Origin of the sequence: Nitrospira japonica (genome assembly GCF_900169565.1) — a bacterium.
In the GTDB taxonomy this organism is placed as follows: domain Bacteria; phylum Nitrospirota; class Nitrospiria; order Nitrospirales; family Nitrospiraceae; genus Nitrospira_C; species Nitrospira_C japonica_A.
Genome location: NZ_LT828648.1, coordinates 484022 through 498398, shown reverse-complemented (window position 1 = coordinate 498398; position 14377 = coordinate 484022). Strand labels below are relative to the sequence as shown.

General features: G+C 59.4%; 13 protein-coding genes. 8 read left to right on the top strand and 5 right to left on the bottom strand.

What is annotated here, in order from left to right:
* The first annotated feature begins 31 nt into the window (after nucleotides 1-31).
* Nucleotides 32-1870: an ATP-binding protein gene (locus tag NSJP_RS02325; RefSeq protein WP_080885330.1), complete on the top strand. Its 1839-nt coding sequence runs from the start codon at nucleotides 32-34 to the stop codon at nucleotides 1868-1870.
* A gap of 29 nt (nucleotides 1871-1899) precedes the next feature.
* Here NSJP_RS02325 and NSJP_RS02320 read toward each other — a convergent pair whose 3' ends face one another.
* The 4 genes from NSJP_RS02320 to NSJP_RS02305 all read right to left on the bottom strand — a co-directional run bounded on the left by NSJP_RS02320 (nucleotide 1900) and on the right by NSJP_RS02305 (nucleotide 5397).
* Nucleotides 1900-2598, bottom strand: coding sequence for a rhomboid family intramembrane serine protease (locus tag NSJP_RS02320; RefSeq protein WP_080885329.1), 699 nt, complete (start codon nucleotides 2596-2598; stop codon nucleotides 1900-1902).
* 12 nt (nucleotides 2599-2610) lie between these two features.
* Complete coding sequence (locus tag NSJP_RS02315) at nucleotides 2611-3501, bottom strand: DHHA1 domain-containing protein (RefSeq protein ID WP_155969797.1); 891 nt, start codon at nucleotides 3499-3501, stop codon at nucleotides 2611-2613.
* 42 nt (nucleotides 3502-3543) lie between these two features.
* Entirely contained in the window at nucleotides 3544-4593 is a 1050-nt protein-coding gene (locus NSJP_RS02310; protein WP_231989466.1) for an LOG family protein, read from the bottom strand.
* Between the two features lie 93 nt (nucleotides 4594-4686).
* Complete coding sequence (locus NSJP_RS02305; RefSeq protein WP_172834102.1) at nucleotides 4687-5397, bottom strand: CBS domain-containing protein; 711 nt, start codon at nucleotides 5395-5397, stop codon at nucleotides 4687-4689.
* A gap of 239 nt (nucleotides 5398-5636) precedes the next feature.
* Between NSJP_RS02305 and NSJP_RS02300 the strand changes: the two genes are divergently transcribed.
* From NSJP_RS02300 to NSJP_RS02280, 5 genes are all read left to right on the top strand, one after another.
* Nucleotides 5637-7133 (top strand): multinuclear nonheme iron-dependent oxidase, encoded by a 1497-nt coding sequence (locus NSJP_RS02300; RefSeq protein WP_080885326.1) that lies wholly within the window; start codon nucleotides 5637-5639, stop codon nucleotides 7131-7133.
* A complete protein-coding gene (locus tag NSJP_RS02295; RefSeq protein ID WP_080885325.1) occupies nucleotides 7130-8323 on the top strand; it encodes a tRNA dihydrouridine synthase in 1194 nt (397 codons plus the stop codon). The genes NSJP_RS02300 and NSJP_RS02295 overlap by 4 nt, the downstream gene beginning before the upstream one ends.
* Nucleotides 8314-8949, top strand: coding sequence for a Maf family protein (locus tag NSJP_RS02290; RefSeq protein WP_080885324.1), 636 nt, complete (start codon nucleotides 8314-8316; stop codon nucleotides 8947-8949). Before NSJP_RS02295 ends, NSJP_RS02290 begins: the two co-directional genes overlap by 10 nt.
* A 95-nt stretch (nucleotides 8950-9044) precedes the next feature.
* Complete coding sequence (locus NSJP_RS02285) at nucleotides 9045-9698, top strand: hypothetical protein (RefSeq protein WP_155969793.1); 654 nt, start codon at nucleotides 9045-9047, stop codon at nucleotides 9696-9698.
* 302 nt (nucleotides 9699-10000) lie between these two features.
* The gene (locus tag NSJP_RS02280) at nucleotides 10001-10708 is read left to right on the top strand and encodes a response regulator transcription factor (protein ID WP_172834101.1); all 708 of its coding nucleotides are present in this window, start codon (nucleotides 10001-10003) and stop codon (nucleotides 10706-10708) included.
* 114 nt (nucleotides 10709-10822) lie between these two features.
* Here NSJP_RS02280 and NSJP_RS02275 read toward each other — a convergent pair whose 3' ends face one another.
* Nucleotides 10823-11206 carry a CBS domain-containing protein gene (locus tag NSJP_RS02275; protein WP_172834100.1) on the bottom strand — a complete coding sequence of 128 codons (384 nt, stop codon included), beginning with the start codon at nucleotides 11204-11206 and terminating at the stop codon, nucleotides 10823-10825.
* A 97-nt stretch (nucleotides 11207-11303) separates the two neighbouring features.
* Here NSJP_RS02275 and NSJP_RS02270 point away from each other — a divergent pair, with 97 nt between their 5' ends.
* Both NSJP_RS02270 and NSJP_RS02265 read left to right on the top strand, forming a co-directional pair.
* A complete protein-coding gene (locus NSJP_RS02270; protein WP_080885320.1) occupies nucleotides 11304-13184 on the top strand; it encodes a TIGR03790 family protein in 1881 nt (626 codons plus the stop codon).
* 121 nt (nucleotides 13185-13305) lie between these two features.
* Nucleotides 13306-14244 carry a hypothetical protein gene (locus NSJP_RS02265; protein WP_155969791.1) on the top strand — a complete coding sequence of 313 codons (939 nt, stop codon included), beginning with the start codon at nucleotides 13306-13308 and terminating at the stop codon, nucleotides 14242-14244.
* Nucleotides 14245-14377 lie beyond the last annotated feature (133 nt).

Sequence of the window (14377 nt, the reverse complement as noted above, 5' to 3'; positions counted from 1 at the left end):
TGCTCTGCTTTGGCGGTCCGGAGACCTTCTCATGGCGAGCGATCCGTTGCAGACGGTTCACGAAATCCTTCCCCATAGCGCCGACCATCCCCACATCTCTCGAAACCGATATCTGGTTCTTCAAACCCTCGTCGGAGTCATGTTGACCTATGAGTTGCTGTTCGGCCCGGAGCAGGCTGCCGCGCCGGCCGTCAGTATGGTGATCATGGCCGCTTTAGCCGTCCTCCTCGGGGGGCTGTTCATTGTTCCTTTGTCTGTTCTGCATGCCGCATGGTTCAGCGGCCTTCTGGTCGGAATTGACACGCTCCTGGTCACGACGACGATCTATCTTTCCGGAAACGCCCGATCGGACCTGTATCTCTCGTACTTCGTCTTGATGCTGATCGCCGCGTCCGTCAGACGATTTTCACTCGTCATGGCGTTCTCGTCGTTGCTCTGCGCCGGCTATGGGTTCCTGCTGTATCAGGGAATCATGCAAACCGGGGCGATATCAGTCGGGCACTTGCTCGGCATGCCGGTGTTGCTGGTCATGGCCACGTTCTATGGCATGGCGATGGAGACGATCGGCAAGGAGCAGCAACAGAAGGCGCATTTGCTGGAGAACATCGGGCAGCTGCAACGGACGGAAAGTGCACTGCAGGCGTCACTGTCGCAGCTGGAAGCCAGAATCGCGGGGTTGAAAGAGGACTTGTCCAAAGCGAACGACCATGTCCGGCAAGGGCACGCGGAGCGACAGGAACTCGAACGCCAATTGACGGACGCGCAGAAAATGGAAGCGGTCGGACGGCTGACCAGGGGAATCGCCAATGAGTTCAGTCATCTCTTTTCAGTGATCGGAAAGCAGACCGGTATCGTCATGTCGCGTCTTCGGCCGGACGATCCGCTGTACGGACCCGTCGACGAGATGTTCCGGCGCGGGGAGCAGGCTGCGGCGCTCGCCGCGCAGTTGGCATCGCTTGACGTGGAAAACAGGCACTTCCGCCAGGTCTTATCGATCAAGACCGTCATTGAAGAACTATCCGGCGTGATACGCGATCTGTTGCCGAATCGAATCGAGTGCCACATTTCGGTCGACGCCTCCGCTCCGCATCTGGAGATCGATCGGGAGGGGTTCGAACAGGCGTTGCTCAATGTGATCGTGAACGCCCGGGACGCCATGCCGGGCGTCGGCCGTTTAAAAATCGATGTGACGCGGGGTCCGGCGGCGAAAGAAGTGAACGGCAGCGGGATGAGACGGGGAGCCTGCACTGCCGTGATTCAGGTCGGCGACAGCGGCAGCGGTATGACGCGTGATACGCAATCAAGAATGTTCGAGCCGTTCTTCTCGACAAAGGAAACGAACGTGGGATTGGGGCTTACCGCGGTATACGGGATTATCAAGCAACACGGCGGTCACGTTGACGTCATGAGCCAGCCCGGTCACGGAACCACAGTGCGCATTTCGATGCCTGCGGTTGAAGATGCCGGCTCCCGAGCCGAGACCCCAGCGACCGCATTATCAGCCCGGGGGGAAGAGACGATTCTCTTGGTCGAACCCCACGAAATCGAGCGGAAGCTTGCCCTGGCGACCTTGCGCCGTCACCGATACCGGGTGCTCGAAGCCAGTTCCCCGGTAGAAGCATTGATGCTGGCGCATGAACACCAGGGAGGCTTGCACGTCGCCGTGAGCGGCCTCATCATGCCTGAAATCACCGGCCGGGAGCTGGCCAAGCGATTGCTGAAACAGTTTCCGACGATGAAGGCGCTCTTCGTATCCGGTTACGACGACGAAGCGATTCTTTCCCACCGAATCAACCGGCGGTTTCTCCTGCGGCGACCGTATCGACAGGCCGGTTTGGTCGAAAAGGTCCGAGAATTGATCGACACATAGCGGATCGCACAAGCGGCAGTGGGTGTTCGTTAGACGTCCCAACGACGAAGCCGTGCCGGCGCGAAAAACGGGACGTCGGCGCGCTTGAACAGCCCGATCAGCATCATGCCCGCCACAAAGCCCCCAATGTGAGCGAAGAACGCGACGCCTCCACCCGGTGACCCGGCACTCATTCCTCCGCTCAACAGCTGTGTCGCGAACCACATGCCCAGGACGACTCCTGCCGCTACTCGCGTCGTTCCGATGCCGGGAATGAACACCAGCACGTGGGCGCGGGGAAAGAGCAGCACATAAGCTCCCAGGACGCCTGAGATCGCTCCGCTCGCTCCGACCATCGGAACGGTGGAAGACGGATCCGTCAGTGCGTGGCTGAGGGCCGCCAGGATACCGCAAGTCAGATAAAACACGATGAACCGTCCGTGTCCCATGACGTCTTCGATATTGTTGCCGAAGATCCAGAGATAAAGCATGTTTCCGATGAGATGCATCCACCCGCCGTGCAGAAACATGGAGGTCACGAGGGTCGCGTACGGAGGAATGACGACAGCGGGAATCTGTGCCGTTCCGAAGACCACAGCCGGAATAGCGCCGAACTCGAAGACGAACCGCTCCCCCGGTTCGCCGGGAAGGCTGGACTGGTACAAGAAGACGAGCACGCAGGAAACGATCAGGGCGACGGTGACGACCGGTGTGCCATCGGTCGGATTATCGTCATGCAGAGGAATCATCGCGAAGGAACATCATGGCGCCCCGCGCCGCCGGTTCAAGAGCGGGCGAGGCAGGGCAGGGTTGTCGGGAAGAGAGCCGTCGGAGCCGAGCGGGATGGAAAAGCCCGCGGCATGCGTATGGCCTCCGCCGCCGAACGACGCGGCAATCGATCCGACGTCCGCCCCGTCTTCTTTCGACCGCATACTGTAATAGCGGCGGCCGTCCCGATCGTGCCAGATCAGGCAAAACGGATGGTCCGCGGACAATCGCTCCCCGATTTGACTTGTCAGTACCGCACTTTGGACGGATGGAACCGTCTCACCGTGAAATGCGACCATCACGGCCTGAGCCGAGAGTTTGCTGACGATTTCGCCCTCGTACCGGAGGATGGCGCGACCCTCATGCTCCAAGTCCTTGCGGGAGAAATGATTCCAGGTCTCGAAGTCGAACGGGTAGGACGCCACCGCGGCATTGATTTCACGGCTGGCGGGCAAGGTCCAAGTCCAGAGATCCTTGTCCTGGATGTATTCCAAGAGCCATGGAACTGGCTTGGAACTGGCCCATTCCCAGGCGAGCACCGCGCCGGACTTCGTGAGGTCGAAATACGCATACGGCAAGCCTTCCAGCGCCTTCTCCGCCGTCACGTGATGATCCAGGACGAGGAGGGATTCGGTCGTGCCGGCCATGGCCTCGAGCTGACGGCGGCTGTAGCTGAAATCGACGATGACCACTCGCTGCCCGCTCAGGCCATCGGGGGGCGGGTTGCCGTGCTTGACCGGGAGATAGCGGGCGGACGGAAACTCGCGCCACAGCGCCCACGCCGCACCAAACCCATCGGCGCATTCGGCATGATACAGGATGGCGGTGGGAACGAAGGAAGCGCGAGGTGTCGAGCCCGGTCCGGCCATAGCGACGCGGAGCATATCATGGCGCTCGGCGGGACTAAAGCGCAATCGGCGTGTCGCCTATAGATGATTCAGATGGTTGATCAATTGGCGCAGTCTGCTGGCGCTCTTGCGGTTGGACATGAACATCAGGCGGGGAAGGCCGGTCAGTTCCGGTTCATCAAGCTCCTCCGGAAGGTGCCCGTGCGATTCGAATGTGCCTTCCGACAGCAAATCGCCGAATTGGTCATGGAGGGCTTCAACCTGTTCCTGTGAGAGCGGGCTGCTCATTCTGATCACCAATTGCCGGCCGACATAGCGGATGGAATGGAATCGCCGATAGAACGTCTTGATTTCCTCCACTGCCGCCTCGGCCGACGTGACGATCTTATAGAGACACAGGTCCTCCGGGCTGATGAGCTGGCGGGACAACAGCTGTCTGGTGATGAATCCCTGCCACTCGTCCCAGTAATCGCACCCCGGGGCCTGAAGACAAACGATTGGTTGCGGGTCGCTCTTGCCGGTTTGCGCCAAAGTCAGGATCTCAAATCCTTCGTCGTGCGTGCCGAATCCACCGGGAAAGAGCGCGATCGCGTTGGCCTCTTTTTGAAAGATGAGCTTCCGGGTGAAGAAGTACTTGAAGGTGACCAGTTTGGGATCGTCGGCGATGGTTGCGTTCGGGCCTTGCTCGAACGGCAGCATGATGTTGACGCCGAAACTGTTCTCTCGCCCGGCTCCCTCCTGGGCCGCACGCATGATGCCGTCCGCGCCGCCCGTGATGACCATGAATCCTTCCCGGACGATTCGCTTGGCGAATTCAACCGCGAGGCCGTAGTTGGGATCGTCGTTGGCGGTACGAGCCGATCCGAATATGCTGATTTTCCGTCGATCGCGGTAGTCGTGAAACACCCGGAATGCGTGACGCAGTTCCTTGATGGTGCGATTGACGATCTTGAGGTCCAGGGCTTCCAGGTGGGAATCGTGCAACCGGAGGACGCCGCTCAACAACTCTTTCACGAGGCCGGCTTGAAGATCGTCCTCCGGGCTTTCGAGGATCGTTCGAACCTGACGCATCATCTCATCATTGGAGAGAACCGTGCGAGAACGGCTGGTCGTGGCTTTCACAGGCATGTCCGTTTCGTCGGAGTGCAATGCATGACCGCTCAGTGCGAAATTCTATCAACTGAGGGGCGATTGGTCAAAGCCAAGAGGTATTTTGCGACGCTATTCGGATTGTGAGGAGGCCGGCAAGGCCTGGAGCGCCCACGCTTTCAGGCGGGCAAGGTTGGCGTCCGAGGGATCAATGAACTGGATTTCGGATGCGCTCATCCCTTCCCCAGAAGGCTCGATCGGCGGGACGGAGGACGCGCCGCTGCTCAACACCTTTCCGTGAATGGTCAATGGCGTATTCTGACCCGGCAATGAAAAGGCGAGCACGACGCGGCTCTTCGTGGCGATATGCGTCTTCGAGTGCACCAAGGAACCGAGGTGGCTTAACTGCGAAATGACGGCATTGTGCGCGTGCTGCAGGGAAGGGTCATCCCCCATCACGGTGATGACCGTCGGAATCTGCGTGGCCCGACGGGGAGGTGTGAGCATCAGGTTATGAGCGGTCAATACTCCTACCGGCTGGTTCTGCTTCGTGACGATCAACAGTGAGGCTCCGGTTGCCACCATGATGGTTGCGGCTTCTTCGAGCGCCTGGTCGTATTCGATGAATTGAACCGGACGGGTCATGATGGTCCGCACTTCGATCTCATGCGGCTCGAGTCCTTGGGCCACGACTTTCTTGACGATATCGTGCGGCGTCATGACGCCGAATTGGTCATCCGTATCCTTGACCAGAAGACAAGGGGCCTGTTCGCGCTCCAGCATCAGCGCGGCCTCGCTGACGGACACATCGCCCGGAACCTGCACGACTCCTGGTGTCATCATATGCGCGACCACAGTTGATTGGGTTGATGTTGTCGTCGGGGGTCGTTCTTCGGGGCCGGGCATCGCCCACCACCCTCTCTTGAGCCGTTCCACGCGATTCGTGAGGGCGTCTACCCGTCGGCGTACGCCAAGTATAGCAGACAGGGACTTCCTCTCGAATTGACGGACTTGCCTTGTCAAACAATTGCTTCGGAGACTAGACTAGGACAAAATTTGTCCCACTGGCAAGACCGGTTTTGATGATTCTTACGCATTCCCCCCAGAGCGCATTTGAACGCCGCGTCGATCGCATACCGAGCCTGGGTGTCGGTTTGTCAGTGGATTGCTACAGCCCCGATCTCTTTGCACTCCTCGACGAGCTGGAAGGTTGTGATCTCCACCCGGCCTATCTCGAATTATTTCAGGCAACGACCGGCATGCTCGAAGAGGTTCGACGCCGGTTACCAGCCATGCCGTTGGCATATCACGGTGAGGGGCTCTGGGTCACGCAGCCGGACTTTCCGGTTTCTCCGTATCTCAAGACACGACTGGAAGAGACGGTCCGGCAACTCAACAGCATTCAGAGTCACTGGTTGAACCATGAGTGTGCGTCTAAAGAGATGGGCGGGTTCGCATTCGGCACCTATCTCCCACCTTTATATACGGCAACCAGTGCGGACGTCGTCGCGGACAATATCGCCCTCGTACAGCGAGCGCTGGATGTGCATTGGGAGACGACTCCGCATGGCTCTCCGTTATTTCTGCTGGAGATGGCTCCGCTGACCTACTTTTCCGCGGGCGATCTGGCTGTGCCCCAGTTCTTTCGAAGGGTGACGGACCGTGTTGCATGCGGCCTGGTCCTGGACATCGGGCATCTCTGGACGGTGTATCGTTATGGAAGCGTCGGGCAGCATGGGCCGCTGGACCAATTCGTCGAGCGGTTTCTCGATGAATTTCCGCTCGAGCGTGTAGTGGAAATTCATGTGGCCGGGCTGGCTGAGCGCGATGCGGACGTTGTCAGCGATGCAGCCGCGGCGCATCCAGCATGGATCGACGCCCATGAGGCCGAGATTCCGTCAGTATTGTGGGACCTGCTCGAACAAACGTTGGCCCATCCCAAGCTCCGCCATCTTCGTGCCGTTGCCTTGGAAGTGGACAACAAGGACGTCGCATTGATTGCCAATGAGTTCCGCTTGGCCGACCGGCGGTTTCATGGCCAGGTCGCCAGCACAATGACGCGGGATCCACGGCGTACGAGGCAGGACGATGGGGGATCGGAATCGGTCGTCCGCCAATCGGCCGTGACGCAACAGGAGCGGAAGGGATTGGAGAAGCAATACGTCCGCTACGCGAGGACGGCATCAGGCCTGCTGAGCCCATCCGGGCCCGAATGGCAAGCCGTGCAGGAGGACGGTGCCGGCTTGGCGCGATACACCGCCGGGTATTTGCCGAACGAAATTCTTCGATGGGGCGGGCAACTGACGGATATGTTCCCGGACACGTGCCGGCTGCTTGCAGAGGCCGGCATCGTGCTCGACGAGTTCGTGCCGTGGTGGTTTCGAGACGTTCGGGTCGCATCAGAGTCGTATGATTTCTTTCTTCTGAAGATCTCGCGATTTCAGGAGTTCGTCTGTGAGCGGGCGCCGCAGTTGTCTCCGCTCGCCGATCGCGAAGCCGCGCTGCTGCGATCGGCTTACGCGGACGCGAACGAACGTCGGTCGCCGGCTATCGAGACGGACGGAGAGTTGACACGATGAGTTTTTGGCTGAGCCTGCCGCGCCCGATTCTGGGACTTTCTCCGATGGACGGCGTGACCGATGCGGCGTTTCGTCATATGGTCGCCTCTCACGGAAAACCGGACGTGCTCTATACGGAGTTTACACACGTTCACGACGTGTGTCGGGGGCCGGAGTTTCTGCTCGACTCGCTGATGTACGGCGAGCTGGAGCGGCCGATCGTGGCGCAACTCTATGGTAAAGATCCGGAATTGTTCTATCAGGCAGCCCATGCGATCTGCGAACTGGGATTCGACGGATTGGACATCAACATGGGATGCCCTTCGCGAAACGTCGCGTCGTCCGGTTCGGGCGCCGGCCTGATCAAGACTCCCGATCTCGCCCGCCAGGTGATGCGTGCGGCCCGCCGGGGCATCGAGGATTGGGCGGCCGGCCAATCGCTGGAGTCTGCGGGGATCAAGTCAGCGCGGGCCGAAATCATTCGCCGGTTGAGTGACCGGTGTCGATCCGCTTCGACAATTCACCGCCGGACTATTCCGTTGTCGGTCAAGACCAGGCTTGGCTATGACGCCGTCATCGTGGACCGCTGGATCGAGCATCTGCTGCTCGAGCGCCCCGCCGTAATCTCACTGCATGGGCGGACCTTGCAACAAATGTATCGGGGGCAGGCGGACTGGCATGCCATTGCACGGGCCGCCGAGGTGGTGCGGGGTACCGATACGCTTTTGTTTGGAAACGGCGACGTTCACAGTCTTGCGGAAGCTGCGTGCCGGGTTCGGGAGACGGGAGTGGACGGCGTGTTGATCGGCCGGGGCGCATTGGGAGCGCCCTGGCTCTTCCGCGACAAAGAGGCGGTTCGTCGTGCAAGCCTCGTCGCCGGTCTTGATCCCCAGCCGGCGCCGCAGTTATGGACTCCCCCTTTCTCGGTGCGATTCGATCTCATGCTTGAACATGCGAGCTGGTTCGAGCGGCAGTGGGGCGCTGATCGATTCCGAAACATGCGCAAACATCTCGGCTGGTATTGTAAAGGGTTTCCAGGCGCCGCCGCGCTCAGGGCGGCCATGTTTCAGGTATCTTCCCTTGCCGACGTCAAGGCCGCGCTTGCGGCCCACCTGGACCGGGCTTCCGCCGTTCGGTCCGCCGGTGTCGAAGTCCTCACCGACGATACGGAAGTCGAAGAGGCAGTTTCTCTGGCTTCCCGATGCGGGTAGTCCTCGCGTCGACATCGCCCAGGCGCCGTACGCTGCTCTCCTTGCTGGGCCTGACCTTCGACGTTCGATCTCCCGTCTGCGACGAGCAAATCATCGCCGGCCGAACGGCGCCGGAACTGGCGTCCTTCTTTGCGAAACGAAAAGCGCACTCCATAGCGGCGATCGATCCGGAAGCCGTCGTCATCGGGAGTGATACGCTGATCGAGTTGGAGGGGGCGGTACTGGGCAAGCCGTATGACCTGGAAGACGCACGCAGGACATTGCGCGCGTTGGCAGGACGCCGGCATGAGGTGCACACGGCCGTGACAGTCGTGTCGCTGACGCGAGGATTCGACAAAACGAAACTGGAGACGACGCAGGTCCGCATGAGAGCGTACGAGGCCGATGCGCACGAACGATATCTGGCCACCGGAGACAGCCTGGGTAAGGCCGGATCCTATTCCATTCAGGGTCCCGGCGTGGAACTGATCGAATCGTTTGACGGCGACTTCACCACGGTGGTGGGGTTGCCGTTGCGCGTGGTCCATGGTCTACTGAGCCAAGCGGGTGTGCCGATGCCGGCGGATATCGTGCAAATATATCGGCAGAAGCCATACGAAAATTGGGCTCGGATGTCGCCGGACTAGCCAGCGGTGATGACGATCGGCAGCCAGCGGATTGCAATGATGAAAGGCTTTCCGTACAATGCCGACTCTTGTTTGCCATCTTTCTGGAGGACCTCATGGCAGTTCGAGGATGGGGAGACGCGCTGAAACTGACCGCCTGCGCCTATATGGTCTTGGCTGGAGCGATACCGGCCTGGTCCATCGACGTGAAATTGTCGATGGAGGATGCCCAAAAGGCTCTGGAAGCGGGCCGCGCGCCAATGGATAAGGCCAATTCTCCGGAAGAAGTCAAAAAAGTACTCCAGCAAGCGTCGATGGCGACCAGGGTCGGCGCCGATCCGGAAAAGGATTCCTGCGGAGCGAGCGCGGTGCTTCGGACGAAGCGGTATCGGTTGGAGGCGTTCGGCCGCCAGGAGGCATCCGAGTCGAAGAAGAGAAAGACGGAAATCCGCATGCCGGAGGAATTCATCAAGAAGGTCGTCGACATGCCGAACATGGAAGTCGAAGTACAGCTGTGCGGCGACGACGAATACTTCGCCGAAGGCGCATTGATCGAGATGCAGCAAGGCACGAAACGAATCAAGCCGATCGATATCGGGAAAGCCGAGCGCGGGAGAAAAAATGAAGGCAGCGGTCCCGCCTATCGGTCACGGTTTACCGCCGTGTTCTCCTATGAGAGTTTCGATCCCAACGCCGTATCGGTGTTCGTCGTCAATTTTCAGGACGGCAAAGAAGCGAAAATCAACGCAGACTTCTCCAAGGTCAAGTAACTCAGGCAGTCGAGCGTCGGTCTGACCATTTCCTGTCCCCCGTTGGAATCCGTTCTTCTACTTTCCACATTGCGGGCCTTCGGGCCTCGCGCATCCTTGCCATAACGGACTCTCTCGATCCTACGAAGTACTGTTCTGCGAAGCGGCAGGAAACGGGCTGTCCGATCTCATGGCGGGCGCCTGTGCAGTGCAGTCGCTGTTAACAAATAATCAAATCTTCCGGTCGTTTGCGTTAATCGCGATTTTGTGAAAACGCATTAGAGTGCTTGCACGACATGATGAGCTCATCGCAGGTCCCCACCATGACGACACCGAAGGATACGATTCTCCTTATTACCAATAGCGAACAGGCCCGATCGGCATTTGAAACCAGTCTCAAGGATGCCGGGTACGGGGTCTTGATGACCACCAACGAGCAGGCCGCGCTCGAGGCTGCGCAACATGCCACTCCGTCGCTGATCGTCGCGGATCGTCAGACCTGCAGCTTTAACCGGCTTCGGTTGCAGGCGAACCTGCGATCCGTTCCCATTATCGCCGTTCAGGACGTCAAGAGCGTCAACGGCGCCAACGACACTGAAGAGGAAACGTATCTTGACGATCTCGACCGCGGGGCGGATCTCATCTTGTGCGGTCGAAGCGCCCGGGAACTGATCGCGAGGGTTCGAGCGGTCCTGCGCCGCACGGAGTTGGGCAGAAAGCCCGCGACCTATAGCTTTGCCGGAATCCTGCAGATGGACCTTGATCGTCACGAAGTCACGGTCAGCGGACGAAGCGTGAACCTGACGCCCAAAGAGTTTCTCATTCTGCGATGTTTTCTCGAGTCTCCCTGCCGGGTCTTTACCAGGCAAGAAATGTTGAACTGTGTCTGGGGGGACGGCTACGCGCTGGAAGAACACGCCCTCGACGTCCATATCCATTCCCTCCGCCAGAAGATCGAAGAGAATTCCGGCGTTCCGAAGTTGATCGTCACGGTGCGGGGGGTAGGATACAAACTGCGGTCCGACACCTGATTCATCGCCTTCACGTCACGCCTCGACATCCAATCAACGCCAATGCACACCGGATTGTGACGCCTCCTGAAGGCGGCCCGGCCGATTGAGCAGGGCGCCGATCCGAGGGAGGTCCTAGAAGTCGTCGACGGCCACCGGCTGGAGGAAATCTCGCACGGACACGACGCCGACGATGGCGCCGGCCTTCGTGACGCCCAGATGGCGGGTGCGGTGCTTGTTCATGAGGTCGGCCGCCTCCGTAATCGGCCTGCGTGCTTCGATGCCCAACACGGGACTACTCATGATCGACTCAACGGGGGTGAAGTACGCGACGCGATCGACGCCGACGAATTTTCTGACGACGTCCGATTCGGTGACGATACCGACAATGCGGTTCTCTTGAGAGACGAGCACGCTGCCGACGTTGCAAGCCTTCATCAACTTGGCCGCCTCGACGACAGAGGTGCCTGTGTCGACGGTGACAAGATCCTGCTTCATCAATTGTCCAACGGTGACCATGATCCTCTCCTCCTTGATTGATAATGTGATTGCACAAACTGTATCGCTATAATGTTGCTTCGTGGTTACCCAGTGATTACATGAGTGTAAAACCCACATGATCGAGACATGGCTTCATGAGACCTTCGGCCGGGATGGAGTTCACGCGCACGATGATAAACAGGAGAAAGCCGTCGGTCGGGGGGTTCTCAGATGGCTGCTTTGTTGTATGGCGCTCTGGGGAATGGCCGTTGTGCCGGCATGGGGTGAACTTGCCCCGAGCCAAGTCGTGATCGTTGCGAACCGCAACAGTGAGGACAGTTTAGCGGTTGCCCGCCACTATGCCATGCGTCGGGGTATCCCCGTAAAACATATTGCCGGCCTCGATCTTTCCAAGGACGACACCATGACCTGGGAAGCGTACGAGCGACAGCTGGTGCTTCCGCTGCGACGGATGCTTGAAGCGGAGAGTTTTCAGCGGTCCGTCCGCGTACTCGTCACGGTGTACGGGGTTCCGTTGCGGGTCAGCGCGCCGCTCCTGACGACGGAAGAGCGCCGCTGGAGGCAAGATGCGGGAGATCGGCTGACGCAAGCCAGATCACGACTTCTCTCTGTGGAGCGTGCCGCGCAGCAGATTGCCGGGATGCCCCAAGCGCCCCCGTCCAATAACAGGAGCAATCAGGGAGTGCCGGAATTCGAACGCAACGTTGCGTTTCTCGCCCAAGTCGATACCGTGATCGAAGCGACGTTGAAACGGGTGAAAACACTCGATGCCACCCCACGCATGCAGTCATACAGTCGGTTGAAGGAGGTTGTAGGGCAATACCAGGGCATCGCCGGCGTCACGCAGTTGGATCAGGGTTTCCCCAAGAGCTCCGAGTCCTCGGTCGAAGCCCATGCGAGCCCAAGACTGGCCCGGCAGGCGGAAGGGCTCCGACTGTTGTTGGGAGCACTGAGACTTCCGGTGTCGTCCGGCCGGGATGCATTGTATCAGCAGGTGGAGCAGGTCTATGGGGTCTATGGCGTCTATGCGTTGGCCGCGCTGGAGCTGAAGCGCTTGACGACGGAGTTTGCCGATGCGAGTGTGGACAGCGAGCTGAGTCTGTTGTGGTCCGACGTCGGCGACTACGGCGCCGCCTGGCGGCTGCCGAACCGGTACTACCATGCCGCCGCCAAGCCTGTCCTGTCTCGCCGTGAGATCCCTCTCTTGATGGTCAGCCGGCTCGATGCCCCGACGGCCGGCCAAGCGTCGAAATTGGTCGATCAAGCCATGGAAGCGGAAGCACGGGGTTTGATCGGGACCATCTACCTGGATGCCCGCGGGTTACCGGCAAAGGAACCGACCGACACCTATGGCCGATATGACCAAAGCCTGCGCGACCTGAAAGACTTTCTGGATAGACAGGCTCCCTATCGCTCCGTATTGGAGAATACCGAGGCAAGGTTTCAGCGTCCGGGTGACGCTCCGGATGTGGCCCTTTACGTCGGGTGGTATCGTCTGCGGCAGTACGAGGATGCATTCGCCTTCCGGCCTGGCGCAATCGGTTACCATATGGCATCCGCTGAAGCCGTCAGCATTCACAACTCTTCGGAATCGGGATGGTGCAAGAACGCCCTGGAACGGGGTATTGCCGCCACGCTCGGCTCCGTGGGTGAGCCGTATCTCGACTCGTTCCCGGAACCTCTGGAATTCGTCTCTCTCATGATGACCGGACAGTACTCCCTGGCCGATGCGTATTACTTGACCAGCCGATGGGTCAGCTGGCGCATGGTGCTGTTCGGCGATCCGCTCTACAACCCGTGGAAGGCCAAACCCGCCGTGCCCCGTTCTGCACTTCTGAAGATATTTACGCTGGCACCCATCGCGCCATCCGATCGAAGCTTCGACGATCCGCTTGCCGCCAGGGACGAGCTCCATCGGCTGAATGAGCAAGCCAGAACCCGCCTGGACGCCATCCTCCTCGAGCAATTAGCCCGGCCCAAGCCTTCTCAGGGTTAAGCCGCATCAATTAACCTTCCGTTGGCCCACCCGTTACGTGGGTGTAACCCCGGTCGGTGAGACTTATCCTATGCGGACAAGGCTAGGGTTTGAGCTCAATCGGCCGTGTACGAGAAGGAGGATGATGGACAAGGGCAAAGCATTGATCGCGAAATTAAAGGATGTCGGACGGGAGGCGGGGATGCTCGGCCTTCATGGATTGGTCGTGGTGCTGAGCGCTGGCATCGCCTGGTCGCTGCCGAACATCGCCCGGCAGTTCTTGACGTTCTGGTCGCGCGTGGAACACGAACAGGTGTTGCTGTTGGCCATGGAGGTGTGTGTGGCGCTCTGCCTGATCGCGGTATCCAGCTATCTGTGGCAAGCCTTTCAAGATCGGCGACAGGCGGTCATGGCCAGGGGCGCAGGCCTGATCTCGTTCTTCTCGTCGCACAATCCGGTGGCCGACCGGGCGATTCGACGACTCAAACAGGAGCAGAGCCTGGGAAGAACCGTGCTGGCGATCGGCGTCACCGGCCACGGCACGGTCATCGACGACAAAGCGGAGATTCATGCGTTACTCGAAACGTGTCTGGAGGCAAAACTGATTCTTCTGAATCCCTTTTCGGAAGAGGCCGTGCGCCGGGCCCAGTCCCTCTCGCACTTGGACGTCACGCCGGCTCGGCTCAGAGACGAATTGGTCGAGACGATCTCGCTAATCAAGAGACTGCGTGCCGCCGGAAAGGTCATCCGTTTGAAACTGTATTCGGATCGGCCACACGTTCGGATGATCATCCTTGGCGATTACTTGTGGCTCCAGCACTACCACACCGGACTGGACGTTCGATGGATGCCCGAATACGTGTTTCAGCACAAAGTGGATCACCACGGGCTCTACACGCTGTTCTATCAATACTTCACGAAGCGGTGGGAGAATCAAGACATCCCCGAATATGATTTCCAGACAAACGAATTGGTCTATCGGACGCGCAACGGCAGCGAATTGCGTCGCGAACCATTCGGCCTCGATCAAGCTGAATCGCACGAGGAGCGCGATTTGGCGGCCGCGGAGCCCTACCTCTAATAGTCGCCGCAACCGCGACGTTTCCTCCATTCCATCCAGCAAACGCCTCCGATGACGGGATGGTTCCCGAATCTCCGTCGAAGGCCGCTATCAACGTGACCAACACGATGTGGATGTGTGACACTTGACGGAG

Coding starts and splice junctions, on each gene's coding strand:
- NSJP_RS02290 (WP_080885324.1), top strand. CDS start 8,314: ATGCGGGTAGTCCTCGCGTCGACATCGCCCAGGCGCCGTACGCTGCTC.
- NSJP_RS02300 (WP_080885326.1), top strand. CDS start 5,637: ATGATTCTTACGCATTCCCCCCAGAGCGCATTTGAACGCCGCGTCGAT.
- NSJP_RS02315 (WP_155969797.1), bottom strand. CDS start 3,501: ATGCTCCGCGTCGCTATGGCCGGACCGGGCTCGACACCTCGCGCTTCC.
- NSJP_RS02305 (WP_172834102.1), bottom strand. CDS start 5,397: ATGATGACACCAGGAGTCGTGCAGGTTCCGGGCGATGTGTCCGTCAGC.
- NSJP_RS02285 (WP_155969793.1), top strand. CDS start 9,045: ATGGCAGTTCGAGGATGGGGAGACGCGCTGAAACTGACCGCCTGCGCC.
- NSJP_RS02275 (WP_172834100.1), bottom strand. CDS start 11,206: ATGGTCACCGTTGGACAATTGATGAAGCAGGATCTTGTCACCGTCGAC.
- NSJP_RS02270 (WP_080885320.1), top strand. CDS start 11,304: ATGATCGAGACATGGCTTCATGAGACCTTCGGCCGGGATGGAGTTCAC.
- NSJP_RS02280 (WP_172834101.1), top strand. CDS start 10,001: ATGACGACACCGAAGGATACGATTCTCCTTATTACCAATAGCGAACAG.
- NSJP_RS02325 (WP_080885330.1), top strand. CDS start 32: ATGGCGAGCGATCCGTTGCAGACGGTTCACGAAATCCTTCCCCATAGC.
- NSJP_RS02295 (WP_080885325.1), top strand. CDS start 7,130: ATGAGTTTTTGGCTGAGCCTGCCGCGCCCGATTCTGGGACTTTCTCCG.
- NSJP_RS02265 (WP_155969791.1), top strand. CDS start 13,306: ATGATGGACAAGGGCAAAGCATTGATCGCGAAATTAAAGGATGTCGGA.
- NSJP_RS02320 (WP_080885329.1), bottom strand. CDS start 2,598: ATGATTCCTCTGCATGACGATAATCCGACCGATGGCACACCGGTCGTC.
- NSJP_RS02310 (WP_231989466.1), bottom strand. CDS start 4,593: ATGCCTGTGAAAGCCACGACCAGCCGTTCTCGCACGGTTCTCTCCAAT.